The sequence below is a fragment of the Embleya sp. NPDC008237 genome (assembly GCF_042956465.1).
Lineage (GTDB): Bacteria > Actinomycetota > Actinomycetes > Streptomycetales > Streptomycetaceae > Embleya.
Window position 1 is genome coordinate 252,302 of the sequence record NZ_JBIBGL010000009.1, and the last position, 20,796, is coordinate 273,097.

At 72.1% G+C, this 20,796-nt stretch carries 15 protein-coding genes and 2 pseudogenes; 9 read left to right on the forward strand and 8 right to left on the reverse strand.

Annotated elements, in window-relative coordinates; genetic code table 11:
* Positions 1-31 precede the first annotated feature (31 nt).
* Positions 32-637 carry a short chain dehydrogenase gene (locus tag ACFZBU_RS24290; protein ID WP_391585718.1) on the forward strand — a complete coding sequence of 202 codons (606 nt, stop codon included), beginning with the start codon at positions 32-34 and terminating at the stop codon, positions 635-637.
* 239 nt (positions 638-876) lie between these two features.
* On the opposite strand, the gene ACFZBU_RS24295 is transcribed toward ACFZBU_RS24290, so the two are convergent.
* On the reverse strand, positions 877-1,536 hold the full coding sequence (locus tag ACFZBU_RS24295; protein ID WP_391585719.1) for a hemerythrin domain-containing protein: 660 nt from the start codon (positions 1,534-1,536) through the stop codon (positions 877-879).
* 305 nt (positions 1,537-1,841) lie between these two features.
* Between ACFZBU_RS24295 and ACFZBU_RS24300 the strand changes: the two genes are divergently transcribed.
* Complete coding sequence (locus ACFZBU_RS24300; protein ID WP_391585720.1) at positions 1,842-2,222, forward strand: hypothetical protein; 381 nt, start codon at positions 1,842-1,844, stop codon at positions 2,220-2,222.
* Here ACFZBU_RS24300 and ACFZBU_RS24305 read toward each other — a convergent pair.
* From ACFZBU_RS24305 to ACFZBU_RS24325, 5 genes are all read right to left on the reverse strand, one after another.
* Positions 2,208-3,539, reverse strand: coding sequence for a hypothetical protein (locus ACFZBU_RS24305; protein WP_391585721.1), 1,332 nt, complete (start codon positions 3,537-3,539; stop codon positions 2,208-2,210). The genes ACFZBU_RS24300 and ACFZBU_RS24305 overlap by 15 nt on opposite strands.
* 526 nt (positions 3,540-4,065) lie before the next feature.
* Positions 4,066-5,394, reverse strand: a complete 1,329-nt coding sequence (locus ACFZBU_RS24310) for a nucleotidyl transferase AbiEii/AbiGii toxin family protein (RefSeq protein WP_391585722.1) — start codon at positions 5,392-5,394, stop codon at positions 4,066-4,068.
* 77 nt (positions 5,395-5,471) lie between these two features.
* On the reverse strand, positions 5,472-6,011 hold the full coding sequence (locus ACFZBU_RS24315) for a GNAT family N-acetyltransferase (protein WP_391585723.1): 540 nt from the start codon (positions 6,009-6,011) through the stop codon (positions 5,472-5,474).
* Between the two features lie 195 nt (positions 6,012-6,206).
* Positions 6,207-7,643, reverse strand: coding sequence for a GuaB1 family IMP dehydrogenase-related protein (locus ACFZBU_RS24320; protein ID WP_391585724.1), 1,437 nt, complete (start codon positions 7,641-7,643; stop codon positions 6,207-6,209).
* Between the two features lie 242 nt (positions 7,644-7,885).
* Positions 7,886-8,770: a sigma-70 family RNA polymerase sigma factor gene (locus tag ACFZBU_RS24325; RefSeq protein ID WP_391585882.1), complete on the reverse strand. Its 885-nt coding sequence runs from the start codon at positions 8,768-8,770 to the stop codon at positions 7,886-7,888.
* Positions 8,771-9,398: 628 nt separating this feature from the next.
* On the opposite strand from ACFZBU_RS24325, the gene ACFZBU_RS24330 reads away from it, so the two are divergent.
* The 5 genes and pseudogenes from ACFZBU_RS24330 (at position 9,399) to ACFZBU_RS24350 (ending at position 14,872) form a co-directional block, all read left to right on the forward strand.
* Entirely contained in the window at positions 9,399-11,033 is a 1,635-nt protein-coding gene (locus tag ACFZBU_RS24330; protein WP_391585725.1) for an MFS transporter, read from the forward strand.
* Positions 11,034-11,255: 222 nt separating this feature from the next.
* The gene (locus ACFZBU_RS24335; protein ID WP_391585726.1) at positions 11,256-11,684 is read left to right on the forward strand and encodes an OsmC family peroxiredoxin; all 429 of its coding nucleotides are present in this window, start codon (positions 11,256-11,258) and stop codon (positions 11,682-11,684) included.
* Positions 11,685-12,144: 460 nt separating this feature from the next.
* Positions 12,145-12,636, forward strand: a pseudogene (locus ACFZBU_RS24340) (cupin domain-containing protein); the annotation flags it as partial.
* Between the two features lie 87 nt (positions 12,637-12,723).
* Entirely contained in the window at positions 12,724-13,026 is a 303-nt protein-coding gene (locus ACFZBU_RS24345) for a helix-turn-helix transcriptional regulator (RefSeq protein WP_391585883.1), read from the forward strand.
* A 778-nt stretch (positions 13,027-13,804) separates the two neighbouring features.
* Complete coding sequence (locus tag ACFZBU_RS24350; RefSeq protein WP_391585727.1) at positions 13,805-14,872, forward strand: Gfo/Idh/MocA family protein; 1,068 nt, start codon at positions 13,805-13,807, stop codon at positions 14,870-14,872.
* Between the two features lie 1,138 nt (positions 14,873-16,010).
* Here ACFZBU_RS24350 and ACFZBU_RS24355 read toward each other — a convergent pair.
* Positions 16,011-16,687: pseudogene (locus ACFZBU_RS24355) on the reverse strand (class I SAM-dependent methyltransferase).
* A 199-nt stretch (positions 16,688-16,886) separates the two neighbouring features.
* Between ACFZBU_RS24355 and ACFZBU_RS24360 the strand changes: the two are divergent.
* Entirely contained in the window at positions 16,887-17,564 is a 678-nt protein-coding gene (locus ACFZBU_RS24360; protein WP_391585728.1) for a hemerythrin domain-containing protein, read from the forward strand.
* Between the two features lie 1,020 nt (positions 17,565-18,584).
* On the forward strand, positions 18,585-19,091 hold the full coding sequence (locus ACFZBU_RS24365) for a GNAT family N-acetyltransferase (protein ID WP_391585729.1): 507 nt from the start codon (positions 18,585-18,587) through the stop codon (positions 19,089-19,091).
* Positions 19,092-19,311: 220 nt separating this feature from the next.
* On the opposite strand, the gene ACFZBU_RS24370 is transcribed toward ACFZBU_RS24365, so the two are convergent.
* A complete protein-coding gene (locus ACFZBU_RS24370) occupies positions 19,312-20,253 on the reverse strand; it encodes a hypothetical protein (RefSeq protein ID WP_391585730.1) in 942 nt (313 codons plus the stop codon).
* Positions 20,254-20,796: the final 543 nt, after the last annotated feature.

Genomic DNA, 20,796 nt, shown 5'->3' on the forward strand with positions numbered 1-20,796 from the left:
AACGCGATATCGATCCACAGCGGAGGTTGATGTGAAGGTCCTCGTGGTCGGCGCCACCGGCGTCCTGGGTACGGCGGTCACCGAGCTGTTGTCCACACGGCACGACGTGATCACCGCCTCCCGGAGCGGGAAGACCGATGTCGCGGTGGACATCACCGACCCCGACTCGGTGGCGGCGATGTACGCGCAGGTCGGCCGGGTGGATGCGGTCGCGTGTGCGGCCGGTGGGGTGCCGTTCAAGACGATCGGCGAGCTGACGCACGCCGACGTCAAGAGCGCGGCGCTGGACAAGCTGCTCGGACAGGTCGAACTGGTCCGGGGCGGGCTGGACTTCGTCGCGGACAACGGTTCGTTCACGTTGATCACCGGCATCCTGTCCGGCGAGGCGATCCCGACCGGCGCGATGGCCTCGATGGCCAACGGCGGCATCGACGCGTTCGTGCGCGGCGTCGCGATCGAACTGCCGCGCGGGTTGCGGATCAACTCGGTCAGCCCGACGGTGTTCACCGAGTCGCTGGAGGCGTACGACTCGTTCTTCCCGGGCTTCCCGCCGGTCGACGTCGCGACGGCCGCGATGGCGTACCGCCGCTCGATCGAGGGCGGTCAGACCGGTCAGAACTTCCGCGTGGGCTGGTAGCCGGGGTCAACGGCCCCCCGGTGCCGCCGTGTTGCGGCGGGCTCCGGCTCGCCGCGCCGACCCGTCCGCCCGGGCACGGACCGTTCACCGTCGACCGAGCGCCGGTGCGGATCCGGACCGCCCCGCGATCCGGTCCGCCTCCGGTCGTTCGGTGCGGGTCCCCGTCCGGGACGCGGATGTCCTCGGGTGACCGGCGGATGGCGCCCGGGCGTGGGTCGGCCGCCGACCGACCGGGCCGTTCAGACCTCGGTCGAACCCTGCTTGGGGCCCCACAGGTCCAGCGCCGCGTAGGCCGGCTGCCACTCGTCCCGGTACGCCTGGCGCAGCGATTCGGGCAGCCGGCCGAGCACCGTCGCAGCGACGTCCTCGCTCGCGCCGTCCAGGTACCACGGCACGTACATGGGGCTGTCGTTGCCGACTCGAATGGCGTGTTCGGCGCCGAAACGCTGGAGCAGTTCGGGCGTGGCGTGCCGGTCGATGATCGCGAGGGCCTCGTCCTCCTCGTGCCGGAGGTGTCCGCCCAGGCCGCCGACCAGGCGCTCGACGATCGCAGCCAGCCGCTCCGGGCCGGATTCACGGTCGGCCAGTGCCGCGTCCACGGCGTTCAATCCGGGGTCGACGATGGCGTGTTCGGCCTCCATCGCCTCGATCACGGCCAGCTCGTCCGGCAAGTCCCGGACCGCCGACCGGATCGCGGGCCACAGCACGTCGTCCTCGGCGCCGTGGTGGACGTGCAGGTAGCGCTTGAACAGTTCCCAGCCGAGCGCCGCCTGGAGGACCCGACGCGGGTCGTCGGTCGCCTCGGCGGTGATCCTGGCGATCTGCGCCAGTTCCCGACGAAGCGCGTCGTGGAACGCGTACATCATCGACATGTCGTTCTTGAAGGTCTTGCCGGTCATGGTGTGCTCCGATTTCGCGTTCTGCCGACCTCGGCTGGGACGCGGTGTCCCCGGCCCGCGGCGGCGCTGCCACCGGGTGCCGGTACCGGTCCGTTCGGCTCGATGTCGTCGGCTCGTCCTCGGCGGCTCGCTGCCGCCCGACACACCAATGACGGATCCCGGCCCGCGAATGTGACCGATCCGCGCCCACCACTTTCCCGCCGCCCGACCTCGCCGGCCACGCGGGCGTTGCACCACACGGAGGCGGCGACGGCCCTGGGGCGGTCGAACCGGCCGTTGTCCGCCCGATCGGACATCATGGGGGCATGAACACGCATCGGCCACGAGGCACCTGCGGCGTGTGCGGTCGCCGCGTCGCGGTGACCGAGACGCACGCGCTCTGGCGCCACGACGACCCCGGTCACGCGCGCGCCGACGACGCGCCGATCTCCTGCCGAGGCTCGTGGACACCGGCCGCCGAAGCGACCGGCCGCGCCGACGGCCCCGTGCAACTGGACCTGCTCGGCTTCGGCGGACTGCCGGACGGGGAGAGCGCCGTGCCGGACGGCGGCAGGCCGGACGAGGGCCACGGCGCAGTCCGACCCGAGGACCCGGACGACGACCCGGAAGCGGCCCTCGCCGACGCGCCCGATCCGCTGTTCGCCGGTTCGGCCCCCGCGCCGGCCGACGGCTCATTCGCCCGCTGAGCCGAGCCGATCGGCCACCACCGCCCGGGCGGTGGTCAGCAGTTCCACGATGGTGCCGGTGAAGTCCGGGAACAGGCGCAGCGCCACGATCCACGCGTCGGCGTCGGTGCCCAGGAATTCGTCGACCAGCGCGCCCGCCTCGGCCCTGGGCGCGCCCGAGGCCCACCACTCGGGCGAGGTGCGGTCGTCGGTGCCGGCCAGGATCGACAACACCGCCGGGGCGGGGCGGGCGTAGCGCATCAGGTCGGCGCCGGAGAGTCGGCCGTGCACCAACGCCTCGTGCAGCCACACCCGTTCCTCCCGACCGTAGCTCGGCAGGCCCTGGGCGAGCAGGGCGACCAGCAGGTCGTACGGGCAGTCCGGGGCTTCGGCGAGCCGGATGTGCAGCCGGTCCGGCAGCGCGGCGACCCGGTGCGAGCGGAGCAACTCCGCCCACGGGATGGCGCCGCCGTCGGCGAGGACGGCGTCGACCCGCTCGCGCTGTTCGCGGTCGTTGCCGTCCCGCAGGAACGCCACGACGTGTTCGGGGTCCTCCTCGGCGGCCAGCCGCGCGCCGAGCACGGCCGAGCCGTCCGGTCGCCGGAGGGCGTCCTCGATCCGTTCGCGTGTGTCGGCGGGAAATTGCGCCTCGGTCAGCAACCGGCGGACCTCGGCCGACCCGTGGCGTGTCCACACCCCGACGACCACCCGCAACCGGCCGGCCTCGGTGCGCAGCGGCAGCCGATTGACCACGACCCGGGCCACCTCGGGATCGCCCGACGTCATCCCCGCGGTGAGCCACCCGGCGCAGCGGCTCGACTCGGTGTCCCACAGCAGGTCGACGAGCGGGCCGGGAACCGGGCCTCGGGTGCCGTCGCGGCGAACTCCGGCCAGCAGCCGGGCACGTTCGGTGTCGGGCAGCAGCGAGCCGGCGAACAGCCGGGCGTCCACGTGCGGATCGTCCAGATCGAGGAGCGCGTCCACCTCGGCGGCGGTCAGATCGCCTCGGGCGGCCCGCCGAACCGGGTCCTCGGCGCCCGCCCGGTCGGGCAGGGTCGGGGCCACGGGTCCGGCGAAGGCGGGCAGCGGGAGCGCCGGCGCGGCGGTCGGCCTCGGCCGTTTGTCGCGCGTCCCGCTGCGCTCGCCCTCCTCGTACGCGGCGATCAACGGGAGGTTGCCCGAGGCCGGTATCGCGGCGGCCAACGCTGTCGGCACGGTGGCCATCCGGCGCAGCGCCGGCGCCAGTTCGAGGCCGAGCCGCTGCACCAGGACGGGTACGAGGGCCGGGTCGGCCAGGGTGAAGACGGCCCTGACCACGGACGGGTCGATGGTGTTCACGGGGTCCTTCCGGTGCGGTGGGTGGACGGCGCGTCGAGCGGCCCGCGAGGACCGAGGTGCGGGCCGGCGGGGGTGTCGGGGCGCACGGGGGTCCGAGGGGCCGACGCGGAGGTCGGTGGGGCGGGCGCGGGCGTCCGGCGGACCTGTGCGGGCGTCGGTAGGGCGGGCGCGGGCGGCTGGCGCACGTGTGCGGACGTCGGTGGGGCCGGCGGGCGTCCGGCGGACCTGTACGGGCGTCCGTCGCGCCCGCCCGGGGTTTCCGCCGGAGCTACCCGGGCTCGCATCGGGCCCGTCCGGGCTTCCGGCGCGCCCGCCGGGGCGACCGTCGGAACCACCGGGGCGTCCGGCGGACCCAGCCGGGCATCCGGCGTACCTACCCCGGTGTTCGTCGGGCCCGTCCCGGCTTCCGGCGCGCCCACCCGGGCGACCGTCGGAACCACCGGGGCGTCCGGCGGACCCAGCCGGGCATCCGGCGTACCTACCCGGGTGTCCGTCCGGCCCGGTGACGGTGAGGGTACCGGGGCGGTCAGACCCGGTCCCGCAGCGTCGCGAGCGTGGCGGCGAGCACGTCGGGGTTGCGCGTGTAGTAGCCGAGTTCGCCGGACGAGTACGGGAGTTGGGCGATGTAGGCGTCTGCCGCCTGCTCGGGTGTGCAGTGCTGCGGACCGACCACCTCGCGGATGATCACGATGTTCTCGGCCAGACTCAACTGGCGGCCGCCGAGCCACGCGACCAGTGCGGGCATGCCCGCGCGAGCCGCCTCCCGGCGCGCCTCGGGGAGCAGTCGGTCCAACCAGCGCAGGCGCCAGGCGTAGCCGTCGCCGGCGGCGGCCGCTGCGGCGCTCTCCTCGGCGAAGACCGGTTCCAACGCGGTGAGCAGGCGGCCCATGAGCACCTCGGCGGTGCCGTCGACGTCCGGATATTCCTTGACGAACTCGTCCCAGTCGGTGTCCTGTCCGGCGAACGAGGCGGCGGAGACGCATCGTCCGGCCCAGTGCGGTTCACCGGCGACCAGGGTCCGGTGCAGCAGGTCGGCCCGCAGCGACGTCGACTCGGCCAACAGCACCGCGTCGTAGAGGTCCTTGCCCTGTGGATAGGAGTCGGAGAGCAGCCAGAGCAGTTTCCAGGCCAGCGACTGCTCGGCGGTCGCGGCCAGGATGCGGTGCGCGCCGGAGCCGTCGTGGCGTGGCACGTCGGTGTACTCGGCCGCCGAGGGCAGCGACTCGTTGAAGACGAAGTCGAGTTGCACGATCCCGGACGGCAGCCCGTGCGCACGCCAGGGCAGCACCAGGCGCCGTCCGGGCACCCGGTCGTAGGTCCAGATCTCGTCGTCGACCGCGCCGGCCGCATCGATCCGCACATCGCCGGCCGCGTCCGAGTGGGCCTGCGCGCCGCGGGCGATGTCGGCGAACATCCGGTCGGTGCGCGGTTCGACCAGATCCCAGGTGACGGGCACCACGACGAAGTCGAGGTCGCCGGGCTCGCGGGCGGCGGGGCCGTACCAGGCGCGGAGCAGCATGCTGCCGCGCAGCACCAGATGTTCGGCCCACGGCGATTCGGCCAGCGCCGCCAGCACGTGGTCGACGGCCTGTCGGCGCGCGGTGTGCCAGCGCTCGGCGACACCGGGCGAGGCGAACTGCGGTTCGCCGGCCCGCATCGCGCTGCCGTACTGCTTCAACGCCGGGTCGAAGACCGGTCGTTGGCGCACGCCGGGATCGGCCACGGACACCAGAGTTCGGGGCAACTGGCGCTGCTCCCGGGTCGGTTCGTCCAATGGCTCGGATGGCAGGGCCTCGTCGTCCCACGGACCCCATCCCATGGTCCGCCAGGTCTTGCGCTGGCCGCTGTCGGTCATGGTCGCTCCCCCGTTCGTCGTAGCCGTGCTCGGACCGGCGCCATCGTGTCGCCGGTTGCCGCGAAGTCCCGCCTTCTTCAGGCCGGATCGGGCCGATCGGCGGCGGTCAGGTCCTTCGCGTACCAGATCTCGGCGTACGGGCCACCGTTGTACGCCGGCACCTCGACGTAGCCCGTCCTGGTGTACAGCGTGCGGGCCTCGATCAGGTCCAGGCGGGTGTCCAGCATGATCCGGCCCACCCCGAGTGCGCGGGCGGCGTCGTCGACGGCGGCCATCAGGAGCCGGCCGCCGCCGGTGCCGCGCAGCTCGGGTCGTACGAACACGCGGGTCAGTTCCGCCGTGTGCTCGTCCCGCAGCAGCAGGCCCGCGCACGCGGCCGGCTCGGTACCGTACCTGCCGATCAGGAAGAGGCCCTGCGGCGGCACGAGATGGTCGCTCGGCGCGGCGGCGAGGCCCTCCTCGATCTCGGTCGGGGTCGAGTCCCGGCCCTCGTGCAGCCGGTAATAGCGGTCGCTGACCTCGACGAAGTACGCGCGCAGCAGTGCGAGTGCCTCGGGCGAATCGACCGCGCCCGGGGTAATCGTCCAGGTCTGCGTGCCGGGGGTGGCGTTGAGCATGGGAAAAGTGTTCCGCACCCGTCAAACCGTTTGCCGGGCGGGGAGGCGGCCGGGTCGGGCGGGAGGCGGCCTTGCCTGCCGGCAGCGGGTGTGGGGTGCCGTGGGACCTGGTGAGGCGCAGCGGGGCGGGGCGCGGCGGAATGGTGCGGGGTGGGGAGGGGCGGCGCGACCCGTCGTTGCCGCGCCGCCGCATCCTCACCAGCTCTCGGGCAGCGGCTTGCCCTCCGCGTAGCCGGCCGAGCTCTGGATGCCCAGCACGGCGCGTTCGTGGAACTCGGCCAGCGTGCGTGCGCCGGTGTAGGTGCACGCGCTGCGCACACCGGCGCCGATCGAGTCCAGCAGGTCCTCGACGCCGGGCCGGTTCGGGTCCAGGTACATCCGCGAGGACGAGATGCCCTCCTCGAACAGCGATTTGCGGGCCCGGTCGAAGGCGGATTCGGTGGCGGTGCGCAGCCGGACCGCGCGAGCCGACGCCATGCCGAAGCTCTCCTTGTACAGCCGGCCCTCGCCGTCGCGATACGCGTCGCCGGGTGATTCGTAGGTGGCCGCGAACCACGATCCGACCATCACGTTCGAGGCACCGGCCGCCAGGGCGAGCGCGACGTCGCGCGGGTGCCGAACCCCGCCGTCGGCCCAGACGTGCCGGCCCAACCGGCTCGCCTCGGCCGCGCACTCGGCGACCGCGGAGAACTGCGGACGCCCGACGCCGGTCATCATCCGGGTGGTGCACATCGCACCGGGGCCGACGCCGACCTTGACGATGTCCGCGCCCGCCTCGATCAGATCGCGCACGCCCTGCACGGTGACCACGTTGCCCGCCACGACCGGTACGGGCGGGTCGAGCGCCCGGACCGCGCGCAGCGCCTTGATCATCTGCTCCTGGTGGCCGTGCGCGGTGTCCAGGACCAGCGTGTCCACGCCCGCCTCGATCAGGCCCTTCGCCTTGTGCGCGACGTCGTTGGTGATGCCGATCGCGGCGGCCACGCGCAGCCGACCGGCCGCGTCCACGGCGGGCGTGTACAGGGTCGAGCGCAGTGCGCCGGTGCGGGTCAGGACGGCGACCAGACGGCCGTCGGGGTCCACGATCGGCGCGAGCTTGTGCCGGCCCTCGTAGAGCCGGTCGAACGCCTCGCGCGGATCGACGCCGTCCGGCAGGGTGAGCAGCTCGGTGGTCATCACCCGCGCGAGTTGGGCGAACCGGTCCACGCCCAGGCAGTCGGCCTCGGCCACGATGCCGACCGGACGCCCGGCCTCGGTCACCACCACCGCGCCGTGGGCGCGCTTGGGCAGCAGGTTCAGCGCCTCGCCGACGGTGTCGGTGGGGGCCATCGTGATCGGGGTGTCGTAGACGAGGTGGCGGCGTTTGACCCAGGAGGTCACCTCGGCGACCACGTCGACCGGGATGTCCTGCGGGATGACCGCGAGGCCCCCGCGGCGGGCGATGGTCTCCGCCATCCGACGCCCGGCCACGGCGGTCATGTTGGCCACCACCACCGGGATGGTGGTGCCCGTGCCGTCGGAGGTGGTCAGGTCCACGTCGAGGCGCGAACCCACGCCGGAGCGCGACGGTACGAGGAAGACGTCACTGTAGGTGAGGTCGTGCGGCGGTACCTGGTCGTGGAGGAATCTCATGTGCCGGTACGTACCCAGCCGGCCGGGCTATCGATCTTCCGGGCCGGTGGGGGGAGTTGGGTCGGGGCGGGGGTTGGGGCGGGGAGTTGGGTCGGCGGGGCGAGTCTGGTCGACCTGGTCCGGGGCAGCTGGGTGAGTTGGTCGGGGCGGGCCGGGCTGGGGTGGCCGAGTCGGGGACGGTGGGGCGAGTCGGGTCGGTTCGGCCGGGTCCGGGGGCGGCGGGCCCGGCCGGATACCGGCGTTCAGCTCGCGAGCACCGTCAGGTCGAGCCGGCTCAGGCGTTGCGGGTCGGCCAGGATGTCGATGGTGACGATCCGGCGCTGCACGATCGTGAAGGCCAGCACCGACATCGGCTGTCCGGCGGCGACCGAGACGATCCCGGCCGTGCCGTTGACGAGCGCGGGTCGGGCCACCGCGGCGAGCCGCGCGAAGGTGAGCGCCTGTCCGGCCACCTGCGCCGCACCTCGGACCACGCCACTCGGGCGCAGCGCCCCGCCGTCGGCTCGGGCCACCACGTCCGGGTCGAGCACCGCGACGAGCGCGTCGAAGTCGCCGCCACGGGCCGCGGTCAGGAACGCGTCGACCACCTCGCGCTGCACGGCGAGGTCACCGTCGGGGGACGGCGCGGCGCCCTGGACCCGGCGGCGCGCGCGACTGGCGAGTTGCCGGGCCGCGGCCGGCGTACGGTCCACGATCGGCGCGATCTCGTCGAACGGCACCGCGAACAGGTCGTGCAGGACGAACGCCAGCCGCTCGGCGGGCGCGAGCGTCTCCAGCACCACCAGGAGCGCCAGGCCGACCGAGTCGGCCAGGAGTACCGCGTGCTCGGGATCGGCGTCGGGCATGCCGGAGATGATCGGGTCGGGGATGTGCACCCGGGCGTCCAGCGGCTCCTCGCCGCGGGAGCGACGCGAGCGCAGCATGTCCAGGCAGACCCGGCCGACCACCGTGGTCAACCAGCCGGCCAGGTTGTCCACCTCGTCCGGGTCGGAGCGACTGAGTTTGAGCCAGGTCTCCTGGAGTGCGTCGTCCGCCTCGGTCAGCGAGCCGAGCATCCGGTAGGCCACGGCAAGCAGGTGGCTGCGGTGCGCCTCGAAGCGTTCCGCCAGAAAGTCGTGCTCGGTCATCGGCGTCGTGCGGTACTCGCCGGCGGGCGTCGTGCGGTGCTCGTCCGTGGGCGTCGTCTGGTGCTCGGTCATCGGCGTCGTCCCGTCCTCTGGTCGCGTCTCGGTTGTTCTCGGCGCGGTTCTTGGTTCCTTGACGCGGGGGGCGGCGGCGATGTGACAGGAGGCGGGGGTAGGCCGGGGCGGCGGGTGAGCCGGGGCGGCGGGTGGGCGGCCGGGGCGGGGAAATCGGTTCGGCCCAGCTGTCACATTCGTCCGCCGGGATCCGTCAATGCGGTGGCGAACGAGCCCCGGCCGCCGTGACCGGGGGCGGAACCGGTGCGGAGGGTACGACCCGCCGGTTCGGCAGCCACCCGGGCACCACGCTCGGCCCGGTGGCGTTCGGCGGCCGTCCGCCGATGCCGGGGACCGCTCTCGAAGAGCCAACGAAGCCGTACGCAGCCGTACAAAGCCGCACACCGAACGAGCCCCGACACCGAACGAACGCCGAACACGAGCGAACACGAGCGAACTCCGTGCACCGCGACCGCAACCACGACCGCGACTACGACTACGACTACGACCGCGACCGCGACCGGTTCGGGTGCCCCGCTGCCGCTCGCCCGATTCCGCATGGCTTAGGAGATTTGTGATGTCTGCCACCGACTCGGCCCCGAGCCGATCAGGACCCGGTATCGGCACCGGGGCGATCCTGGCCTTCCTGTGCCTGGGCCAGTTCATGGTGTTCCTCGACGTGTCGATCGTGAACCTGGCACTGCCGTCGATCAAGGACGGCCTGGACATGTCCGAGGTCAGCCAGAACTACATCGTCACCGCGTATGGCACCGTGCTCGGCGGCTTCCTCCTACTCGGCGGGCGACTCGCGGACACCTTCGGGCGTCGCCGCCTGCTCCAGGCCGGTTTCGTGGTGTTCGCACTGGCCTCGCTGGCCTCCGGTCTCGCGCAGAACGGCACGATGCTGATCACCGCGCGCGGCTTCCAGGGCCTCGGCTCGTCGATGATCGCGCCGGCCGCGCTGTCCATCCTGACCAACACCTTCGCCGAGGGCGCCGAACGCAACAAGGCGCTGGGCATCTGGGGTTCGCTGGCCGGAATCGCGTCGATCCTGGGTGTGATCCTGGGCGGTGTACTGGCCGACGGGCCCGGGTGGGAGTGGATCTTCTGGATCAACGTGCCGATCGGCCTGGGCGTGGCCGTACTCGCACCGCGCGTGTTGCCGGAAAGCGTGGCCGAGGAGCGCGGCCGGCCGTTCGACCTCGCCGGTGCGATCACCTTGACCAGTGGGCTGCTGCTGCTCATCTTCACCCTGGGCGAGGCCACCACGGTCGGCTGGGCCACCACCCGCACCATCGTGAGCCTGTGCTGCGTATTCGTCCTGCTGACCGCCTTCGTGGTGATCGAGGCGCGGGCGGCGTCGCCGATCCTGCCGCTGCGGGTCTTCCGCTTGGCCACGATGCGCACCGCGAACCTCTCCGCGATCCTGGTGTTCGGCATGTTCGGCGCAATGTTCTTCTTCGCGAGCCTGTTCATGCAGCAGGTGTACGGCTATTCACCGCTGCGGGCGGGCTTCGCGTACGTACCGCTCGCGGTGTGTGTGGCCATCGGCGCCGGCGTCGCGTCGGGGCTGATCACCAAGATGGCCGCCCGACCGGTGCTCATCGCGGGCCTGGCGATCACCACCGTGGGGCTGTTGCTGCTGTGGCGCGCGCCGGTCGACGGCAGCTACCCGGTGGACGTACTGCCCGCGTTCATCGCCCTCGGCCTCGGCTGCGGCATGTGCTTCGTGACCCTTCAGATCGCCGCGTTCGTCGGGATCGGCGAGGAGGAGGCGGGCATGGGCGCGGGCCTGATCAACACCAGCCAGGAGGCGGGCGGCGCGCTCGGCCTGGCAGTGGTCGCGACCATCGCGTACAGCGGCTTCGCCGGCGACATGGCCGCGGCCGGAGGCAACGGGCACCGGATCCGCGAGGCGCAACTGGCGGTCAACCACGATGCGTTCCTGTCCGCCGCGTGCCTGGGCGCGGTCGCGCTGCTGTTCGCGGTGTGGCTGATGCCCAAGGGCCAGGGCTCGATGAGCTCCGCCGAGGCGGTGGCGAACGCCGGTACGGGGGAGGTGGGTTCGGACCAGGTTGGTACGCCGGAGACGCGGCTCGACCTCGGGTCGGCGGGGGCGGACGACGCGGATGGGTCGCGGGCGGCGCGGGCGGCGCAGGTCCCGCCGGCTTCGCAGGCTCCGCATGCCTCGCAGGTCGAGAGCCGGAAGTAGGTAGGAAGGAAGTAGGAGAAAGTCGGAAGTCGGAAGCAGGACGTAGGGAGTAGGGAGTAGGAAGCAGGACGTAAGCCGCGCGGCCTATGTCGGCGGGCGGAGCGCCGCCCCGGATCCGTTCCGGGGCGGCGTCGCGCATCCACGTCCGCGTTCGGTGCTCGGCGGGGGCTCGCGGGTGTGCGCCTGGCCGTCGAGTCCGCGTCACGGTACTAGCATCGACCCATGACTATTCGTAGCGCGACAGCTCAGTGGCAGGGCACCATCCTTGAGGGTGCCGGCACCATCCGCACCGGTAAGGGCGGTCTGGAGGGGGCCTATTCGTTCAAGTCCCGGTTCGAGGAGGGCGAGGGCACCAACCCCGAGGAACTGATCGGGGCGGCGCTCGCAGGCTGCTTCTCGATGGCCCTGGCCAAGGGCCTGGGCGACGCCGGTTTCCCGGCGACGTCGGTGGACACCACGGCCAAGGTGCACCTGGACAAGGTCGAGGGCGCCCCCACGGTGACCCGCATCGACCTGGAGACCGCCGTCGTGGCCGCCGGCATCGACGAGTCGGAGTTCCTCAAGATCGCCGACGTCACGAAGCAGAACTGCCCGATCTCCCGGCTGCTTTCCCCGGGCGCCGAGATCACCCTGACGGCGTCGCTGGGCTGACCCGCCCCGCCCCGACCCGGTACGGACAGCCGGGGCCGGCGCGGTAGGTCCGGTACCAGACGGCCGGGGCGGCCCGTTACGTCCGGCACAAGACGGCCGGGGCGGCCCGGTACTTCCGCTACTTCCGGTACTTCCGCTACGGACGGCCGGGCGGCCCGGTACGTCCCGGTACAAGTCTCGGCCGAGGCGGCCCGGCACGGACAGCCGAGGGCGTCGGTGATCGCGCGGTTCGCGCCGCGACCGCATCCGTATACCGACGCCGACGCCCTCGACGTCGCCCGCCCGAGTGGCGCTTCGCCGTCGCTTTCGGAGGGACCGACGGGTTCGGGCGGGCGATTACGCTGACCCGATGGACTACCTGGCTCGGATCACCGCCTCGCTGCGCACGCAGCCGCCGCGCTGGGAGCGGATCGAGGCGCCGGCCTCCTGACCGAGGGCCGTCCGCCCCGGCACGGAGACGGCGTTCCACGTGGTGCTGCGCGGCAACGTAACGCTGACCTCGGCCACCGGCGCACGTCTGGAGCCGGGTGCGGGAGACGTGGTGCTGGTGACCGGCGACCATCACCTCGTGTCCGGGCCGGCCACGGAAACGGCCGGGCAGTTGCCGGCGGTCCCGGCAATGGAGTTCCGCAACGTCCCGCACCCCCGGACCCCGGTAGCGCGGTCGGACGAGCCTCCGGGCAGCCTGACGCAGAGCAACCGGGACCCGGTACCGGGGCTGCTGCTCAGTGGCACGTTCCGGCTGGACGCGCCGGGCGGACTCTCACCGACGATGGACCTTCCCGAGACGATTCACCTGGCAGACGGCCCGAACCAGGACGCCTCCGTACGGGCCCTGGTGGACCTGCTGCGCCAAGAGGAGACGGAGCCCGCGCCCGGCAATGGCTCCCCCGGAGCGATGGCAACACACACCGTCACCGATGCGCTGCTGGACGCCCTGCTGGTCTGCCTCCTGCGCTGGTGGCATCGGCAACACGGTGCCCACCCGACCTGGGACATGAGCGTGCCCGACCCCGCCATCGGCCGGGTGTTGTGCGCGATGCACCACAACCCCGAACAGCCGTGGACGGTCGAGCGGCTCGGCGCAGTGGCCGACCTGCCCCGTTCCACCTTCGCCCGGCGCTTCACCGAGTCGGTCGGCCGCCCCCCACTCAGCCACCTGACACTGGTTCGAATGAACGCCGCCGCAACGCTGCTTCGTGACACCGATGCACCCCTGAGCGCGGTCGCCCAACACGTCGGATACGCCTCGGAATTCGCCTTCTCAACAGCCTTCAAACGAGAATTCGGAATCGCCCCGACCACCTACCGCCAAAAGCAGCCGACCACCAGGGTCGCCTGACCCCCGCCCGGCCGGGCGGTCAGCCTGGACCCAACCTGTGGCGGTCGGCGGGGAACGTCCAGCCGGCGGCGGTCGGCCGGGGCGCCCAATCGGGGACGGCCAGCCCGTAGCGTCCGGTCGGAAACGAACAATCGGGCGGCCGGGGGACGGTCGGTCGGGCGGCCGGGGGCCCAGCCGGTGACGGTCGGCCAGGGACGCCGGCCCGCAGCGGTCGGCCGGAAACGGCCAGCCGGTAGCGGTCAGCCAGGACCATCAGTTCAGAGACGGCCACTCGGGGACGGCCACGTGGGGACGGCCACGCGGGGACGCTCAGCCAGGGTCGGCTGGGGTAGCCGGTCGGGAACGCCGAGCCAGTAGCGGTCGGCCAGGGACCGCCAGTCCGGGACGACCACTCGGGAACAGCCGGTCGGGGACGACCAGTCAGGGGCGGCCGGTCGGGGACGGCCGGCCGGGGGACAGCCGGCCAGTAGCGGCCGGCCAGGGGACCGCCGGCCGGTAGTTGCCGGTCAGGAACTGTCGGACGGGAACAGTCAGCCGGTAGCGGTCGGCGGGGACAGTCGGCCGGGACAGCCCGTAGGAAACGGCCGCCAGGGACGTCGACTGGGGCGGCCGGCCGGGAACGGTCAAACCAGTAGCGGTCGGCCGGGACCGCCAGGAGCAGGCGGCCGGACGCAGTCGGCCACTCCGCCAGACGTGCCCGTCGGCCGGCGACGGCCCCCGTCGAAGGCGTCGGCGATAGTGGCTCGCCCGGCGCGGGGGCCGCCGGCACCATGAGCGGATGCGTGTGGGTGTGATCGGGCTGAGGATGGGGCTGCATCTGGCGACCTGGTCGCGCCGGGTGGGGCTGGACGTGGTGGCCGCATGCGATCGTGATCCGGAGCAACGTGCCGAGGCCCGCAGGCGGTTGCCGGGCGTCGAGCTCACCGATCGGTGGCAGGATCTGCTCGACCGGCGCCTGGACGCGGTGATCCTGGCCAACGACTTCGACGCACACGCACCGCTCGCGGTGGCGTTCCTCGACCAGGGTGTGCACGTATTGTCCGAGTCGGCGGCGTGCGTGAACGAGGAGGAGGGTCACCGACTCGTCGACGCGGCCGAACGCTCCACCGCCACCTATTCGTTCGCGGAGAACTACGTCCTGCATCCGCATGTCCGACTGCTGCACCGGGTGGTCGAGGCGGGCGAGGTGGGCCGGATCAGCCTGATCGAGGCCGACTACCTACACGGGATGTCCCCCACCGCGGTGGCCGAACTGATCGGCGATCCCGGGCATTGGCGCGGCCGGATCGCGCCGACCGCGTATTGCACCCACACCCTCTCCCCCGTACTCGCGCTCACCGGCGAATGGCCGGTCGAGGTCACGGCGTTCGCCGCGGACGAGGGCGACCCCCGGGCCGCGGTGGTGCTTGTGGTGCGGCTGTCCGGCGGTGCGTTGGCGGTCACCCGGCACGGCTTTCTCCAAGGCGAACCGGACAGCCACTGGAGTTGGATCTCGGTACGCGGCACCCGAGCCCTCGCGGAGTCCGTGCGCGGACCGGGCCCGCGGGCCTGGTCGGTACGGGTCCGTACCGAGGGGTGGGCAGCCCCGGACGGCCGGCTTCGAGACGAGGAACGTGTCCCGCCCGCCCTCTCGCTCGACGGCGCCACCGTGGAACGCGCCGCCGAGGGCACTGTCCTGCTGCTCCAAGGCTTCCGGGCCACGGTCGAGCAGGGAGCGCCGCCGCTGATCCCGGTGCGCCCGGCCGTGGCCGCCTCGCTGGTCGGCGTCGCGGGGGCACAGTCGCTGCGGACCGGCTCGCAACCGGTACCGGTACCGAACTTCGCCGCCCCACCGAGCGGGCACTGACCCATCGGCAAACACCGACCTGACTGGTGGCCGGGATCCCATCGAGAGCACCGCTCTCGCCCGCGAACATCGATCGCACCTGCGGACACCGATCCCGTGAGCACCGTTCGCACCAGCGAGCACCAAACGCGTTGGTGAACACCGATCTCGCCAGCGGACACCGATTCCATCCGCGAGCGCCGATCTCGCAGAGAGCAGCGATCTCGTGGAGCGCCGATCGCACCCGCGAGCACTGATCCGCCAAGTGAGCACCGATCTCTTCAACGAGCACTGATCTCATCAGCAAGCGCCGATCATACGGAGAGCACCGATCTCATCAGCGAACACCGATCTCATCCGCGAGCACCTGCTGCGTACAGGGCAGGGCACCGATCTCGTCAGCAGGCACCGATCTCATCCGCAAGAGCCATTCGTGCAGAGCATGAATCGCGGTTCGGCACCGATGCACCCAGCGGGCACCGATCAGCCCGGTGAGCGCTGCTCTCATCCGCGAGCACCGATCTCGCTGGAGAGCCCCGATGCCCCCAACAAGCACCAGGGGCCCCGAGCACGAGCACCGCACACGTCGGTGAACGTCGATCTCGCCAGCGAGCACCGACCTGAAGAGGACACCGATCGCGTCCCATCCCCGAGCGGCGATCTCGCGTGAGAACACCCGATCTCGCCCGAGAGCACCGATCTCATGGAGATCAAGAGCACTGATCTCATTTGGAGATCACCGATGCTCCCAGCAAGCACCGGACGCGTCCTACGAGCGCCGCACACGTCGGTGAATGTCGATCTCGCCTGCGGACACCGATCTCTTCAGCGAGCACCGATCTTGCAGAAAGCACCGATCGTGACCGCGAACTCGATCGCTTCAGCGGGCATTGATCTCGTCCGCGAGCACTGATCTCGACAGCAATCGTCGATCACGTCAGCGGACACCGATCGCGTTCGAGAGCACTGATGCCCCGAGAGCACTGATCACGCCGGCAGGCGTCGATTGCGCCGGTGAACATCGATCCCGGCGGGGACGTCCCGCCCGCTGCATGGGTCTGTCCACGCAGTGGCCGGACCGGCCCGCACCGTAACCGAGCCGGGCCGATCCGGGTGGTCTGGCCGGGCCCGCCCCACCCGGAGCCGGATCCGGATCCGGTCAGTCGTCTTCTGCCGGCAGCGGCTTCCGGGCCAGCAGGAAGGCCTGCTGCGCGGGTCTTACGCTCTCGCCCGGATCGGGTTCGCGGATCATCTGCGCGTGCATGGTCAGGCCGGCGCCCGTCACCAGTTGGGCGATTCGCTCCGGTTGGCGGCGGTGGAAGTCGAGGGATACCGACCGGCCGAACGCCTCCGTCAGCCGCAGCGGTTCGTCGCCGACCTGGAAGGCCAGCAGAAGCCGGCCGCCGGGCGCCAGTACACGGTGGAACTCGGCGAACACGCCGGGCAGTTGCTCCACCGGACATGGATGATCGAGTACCACGCCACCAAACCGCCGAGGGAGTCGTCCGCAAGGTCCAGGTCCGTCATCGAGCCGACCTCGAAGCGCAGGTCCGGGTGCTCACTGCGGGCCGCCGCGATCATCCCCGGCGACAGGTCGATTCCGAACACGTCCAGCCCGAGGTCGCGCAGGTGCGCGGTGATCCGACCGGTCCCGCACCCGATGTCGGCCACGGATTGGGTCCCGGCGTCGGCCGTGCACACGAGTTCGGCGAAGGCGGCGAGTTGGGCTCGGTCCAGGGGCTTGTTCGCCAGGTCGGTCCGAGCAAATTCGATGTACTCGGTGGCAATGGCGTCGTAGGACACCCGGGTGGCATGCAGGAAGTCGGATTCGATCACGACCGGGCACCCTACCTCCGGCCATCCACGACGCACAGGCGAGCACCCGCCGGAGCGGCGGCGGGCAGAGGCGACGACGCCGGCACCTGTCGGCCCACGGGACGACGAATGCGGCGTCTCAGTCACATCCCGGGGCCGGGTTCCGTCTTAGGAATGGAGGTTCCGTCCAGACGACAACGCTCGACAAGCGAGGATTCCCGTGCGCGGCAAGGCCTTCCGACACGACATGACGATGATGTTCGCAATCCACGACGCGCTGCGCCGCGACCTGGAGCGACTTGCCCGGGTCGCCGCGCGTACGGACGACGACCCGTGGCACATCCTGCGGGTCGGCACCGGGTGGGACCTGTTCCGGCGCTACCTGCGGGTGCACCTGGGCGCCGAGGACGACCTGCTGTGGCCGGTAATGCGCCGAGCCTTGGCCGATCGGCCGGACGAATTGGGCCTGATCGCGGTGATGGAGGCCGAACACGCCACGTTCGAGCCGCTGTTGCATGCCATCGACGCGGCGTTGGCCGACCACGACACGGGACGCGGGCGGCTCGGCGATCTGCTGGATGGACTGGTCAGCGGGCTGCGTGGACATCTCGAGCACGAGGAGGACGAGGCGCTGCCCCTGATCGACGCGGTCGTCACCGCCGAGCAGATGCACCGCTTCGGCGCCGAACACGGCCGACGGGTCGGCTCCGGTACGTGCCGCTATCTGCCGTGGCTACTCGATCACGCGAGCGCCGAGAACGCCGCCATCATCCTCGGCCAACTGCCGGAATCCATCCGCCCGACCTACCTGAACCTGTGGCAACCTGCGTACGCCGCACAGGATCCGTGGGGCGCCCGAGGCAGCCGGCGCACCGCCCGCCGCCCGCATGGGGCCTGACCGCATGGTGCCTGAGGGGGCGAGATCACTAACGCGGCTTCCACGGCCTCCTCGAGCGGACGCCGGAGACGGCGAGGGCACGACGCGTGCCCCTGCACCTGTACACGAACGTCCGCCCGAATGCAGGCACCTCGTCCATGGCCGGCACGCCCGCCCCGCGCGACCGCACAGATCCGTGGGGCGCCCGAGACAGCCGGCCCGCCGCACGCATGAGCCATGACGGGGTCGAGATCACCGACGCAGGGCAAGCCTTCTCGGCTGGACGCCGCCGGCGGCGAAGGCGCGACGCGCACCGGCACGTGTACACGCGCCCCGGCCCGGGCGAAGGCGCCTCGCCCGTGCCCGGTGCCGCCCGGCCGCGCCACCGCACAGGATCCGCGGGACGCCCGAAACAGCCGGCCCGCCGCCACTCGTGGGGGGGCAGAACAGGGTCGAAATCACGAACGCGGGGCCTGCCTCGTCAGGTAGACACCGACGCGGCAAGGGCGCGACGCGGCCGCCCGCACGTGTACGCGAACCTCGGCCCGAGCGAGGGCACCCGACCATGCCCGCCCCGACGCCGCCCGGCCGGCACCACCACACCGGACCCGCGGGGCGCCCGAGGCAGCCGGTCCGCCGCCCCGGCACGCCTGGGGCATGATGGGGTGGAGATCACCGACGCGGGCCCAGCCTCGCCGGGTGGACGCCGACGACGACGGCGCGATACGCCTGCCGTGTACATGAACCTCGGCCCGCACGAAGGCGCCGCCCATGCCGGGCGTCCCTCGGCCCGCGCCGCCGCACAGGATCCATGAGGCGCCCGAGACAGCCGGCCCACCGCACGCCACACCCATGGGACACCTGACAGGGGCGGGATCAGCGGTGCGGCCCCACAGCCTCCTCGGGCGGACGCCGACGATGGCGATGGCGCTCCGCTCGCGCGCACGTGTACGTGAACCTCGGCCTGAGCGAAGGAGCTTCGCCCGTGCCCGGCGCGCCCCGCTCGCTCCGGATGTCGGGCGGCGGGGATAGCCTGACGCGATGGGCAAGACCGTGGTGTACCTGGAGATGACCTCGCTCGACGATCTGCGGCCGTCCCGTTCCGTTCCGGCGCTCGCATTGCGCCGCGTCGACGCGGCCACACCCATGGTGCAGGCCCTTCAGGCTCGGGTCGGTGCGTCGTACGGCTGGCGGAGCGCGTCCCGAACCGAGCACGAGTGGGCGGAACTTCACGCCGCGCACCCGCTGCGGCAGCCCTGGCTGATCACGCACGCCGGCGAGACCGCGGGCATCGGCAACCTGGAGCCGCAACCGGGCGGGAACGTGGAGGTGGTCACGTTCGGCCTGCTTCCCGAATTCGTCGGCAAGGGCCTGGGCGGCTACGCGCTGACCCTCCTGCTTCGTCAGGCCTGGCACATCGCCCCGTTGTCGAGTACCGAGCCGGTCCGCCGGGTGTGGCTGCACACGTCCTCCGAGGATCACCCCAACGCCCTCGTCAACTACCGCGCCCGGGGCCTGCGCCCGTATGGCGTGGAAGCCCGGGCGTAGCCGTCGCATAGGGCGCGGCCGGCCCGCCTGCTCGCACCGCGCCGGTCAACAGGCAAAAGGGGCAGTCGGATCCATGGCATCGCCGAGGCAGGCAGCGCCAACCGGGTCGGATGCGGCAGACATCCAAGCGCACGCCGCCTGCGTCCGTACGGTATGGAAGCCCGGGCGTAGACGTCGCGTCGGGCGCGGCGGTCGGCCGGCCCGATCACATCGGAACGTATCAACAGGCGAATGGGTCCGTCGGGTCCGTGGCGTCGCTGGGGTGGGTGGCGTTGCCGGGGCCGGAGGCGGGAGGCCGTGAAGTGGGCGTTGCGGGTGACGCGGGGTGGGCGCCCGGGGGCGGGACAACGGGCGGGTCGACGGGCGGGGCGATCTCTGCGGACTGCTCGCGTTGGGTGCGCAGCCTGGCCGACACCGCGTCGGTCCGGGCGCGCAGGACGCGGATACGCTCGGCCGCCGCTGCGTCGCCGCCGGCTTCGGGTGCGGCCGTGGTCACTTCGATGCCGTGGGCGCGTGCGGTGGCCACGAGGCTCTCGGCGACGGCGGTCTGTCGGGCCAGCAGGGCGGTGGCGAACAGGCTCGCGCGCAGTGTCTTCTCTCGGCCGAGCAGGCCGCGGTAGGTGATTTCGCAGGCCACCTGCGCGCTGTCCAGGCGACGGTCGTCGGCCTGCTCCAGCGACGCGAGGACCACCGTGAGCAGGCCCTCCACCACCTTGGTGACCGCCCATTTGCGGCCGGGCAGCGGCGGCAGCACGTCGCGGATGCGGTCCACCTCGGTGTCGAGTGCGGCCGTGGTCATCGAGGCGAACGCGTCGTGCAGGGTGAGCCGGACGACCTTCTCCCACGGGATGTCCTCCCCGTCGAAGCCGACCGTCTGCGGGCCGAACCGCACCGCGCCGAGGCCGTCGAGCAGCCGTAGCGGTCGCGCGGTGATCGCCGGCACCTTCGGATGCCGACACACCAGCGCACCGAGCGAGAATTCCCAGGCCTCGGTAGCGGGTGCAGCGGGTGCGGGCAGCGCATCCAGCGTCCCGTGCACCCAGTCCCCCGACGCGACCCGGGCCCGGCCGGCGCCGATCCGGCCTCCCACCGCCGCGCGCCCCGAAGCCGCCGCGGCCCCGACCGCGCCACCTATGCCCCGCAGTTGATCCCGTATCGCCACGTCCCCGAGCCCCTCGCCGCACACCGTGTCGTCCCGCCCCGTCGTGATCACTCTAGCCAGAGCCGGCGCCGACGACCGATGTGCCGCAACTGCGCGGGATCGACCGAGAACGCCGAACCGAGCGGAGGCACACGGGCCACACACAGGAACCGGCACCGGCACCGGCACCGGCACCCAGCCGCCGGCCCGGGCGTCGACTCCCCGTCGGCTCAGGCATCCACCTGCCACCGGCCGGGCATCGACCCACCGGCCGTCGCACCGAGCGGGGCGGACACGGAATACGGGCGAGGACCGAACACGGGCGGGGTCGACCGACGGATCACTCTGGCCCAATCAGGCGCCGCCATGGCGCATCCTGCGCACGACCTCCAAGGTAGGCATCTTTACCTGCCCCTTTACTGACCCCAGGCCGCTTGACCGCCCCTACTTCGACGCTCAGCCACCTCTTCCGCAACGCTCGCACGCCAGGATCGACACGTGAATGGCACATCTATGACGTCACTTCATCTCGCTATGGGGCCATCAATGTGCCATGATGGCGTC

Excerpts from the sequence above, each read along its gene's own strand:
- ACFZBU_RS24295 (WP_391585719.1), bottom strand. The coding sequence starts at position 1,536 with ATGACCGGCAAGACCTTCAAGAACGACATGTCGATGATGTACGCGTTC.
- ACFZBU_RS24300 (WP_391585720.1), top strand. The coding sequence starts at position 1,842 with ATGAACACGCATCGGCCACGAGGCACCTGCGGCGTGTGCGGTCGCCGC.
- ACFZBU_RS24310 (WP_391585722.1), bottom strand. The coding sequence starts at position 5,394 with ATGACCGACAGCGGCCAGCGCAAGACCTGGCGGACCATGGGATGGGGT.
- ACFZBU_RS24315 (WP_391585723.1), bottom strand. The coding sequence starts at position 6,011 with ATGCTCAACGCCACCCCCGGCACGCAGACCTGGACGATTACCCCGGGC.
- ACFZBU_RS24320 (WP_391585724.1), bottom strand. The coding sequence starts at position 7,643 with ATGAGATTCCTCCACGACCAGGTACCGCCGCACGACCTCACCTACAGT.
- ACFZBU_RS24325 (WP_391585882.1), bottom strand. The coding sequence starts at position 8,770 with ATGACCGAGCACGACTTTCTGGCGGAACGCTTCGAGGCGCACCGCAGC.
- ACFZBU_RS24330 (WP_391585725.1), top strand. The coding sequence starts at position 9,399 with ATGTCTGCCACCGACTCGGCCCCGAGCCGATCAGGACCCGGTATCGGC.
- ACFZBU_RS24335 (WP_391585726.1), top strand. The coding sequence starts at position 11,256 with ATGACTATTCGTAGCGCGACAGCTCAGTGGCAGGGCACCATCCTTGAG.
- ACFZBU_RS24345 (WP_391585883.1), top strand. The coding sequence starts at position 12,724 with ATGCACCACAACCCCGAACAGCCGTGGACGGTCGAGCGGCTCGGCGCA.
- ACFZBU_RS24350 (WP_391585727.1), top strand. The coding sequence starts at position 13,805 with ATGCGTGTGGGTGTGATCGGGCTGAGGATGGGGCTGCATCTGGCGACC.
- ACFZBU_RS24365 (WP_391585729.1), top strand. The coding sequence starts at position 18,585 with ATGGGCAAGACCGTGGTGTACCTGGAGATGACCTCGCTCGACGATCTG.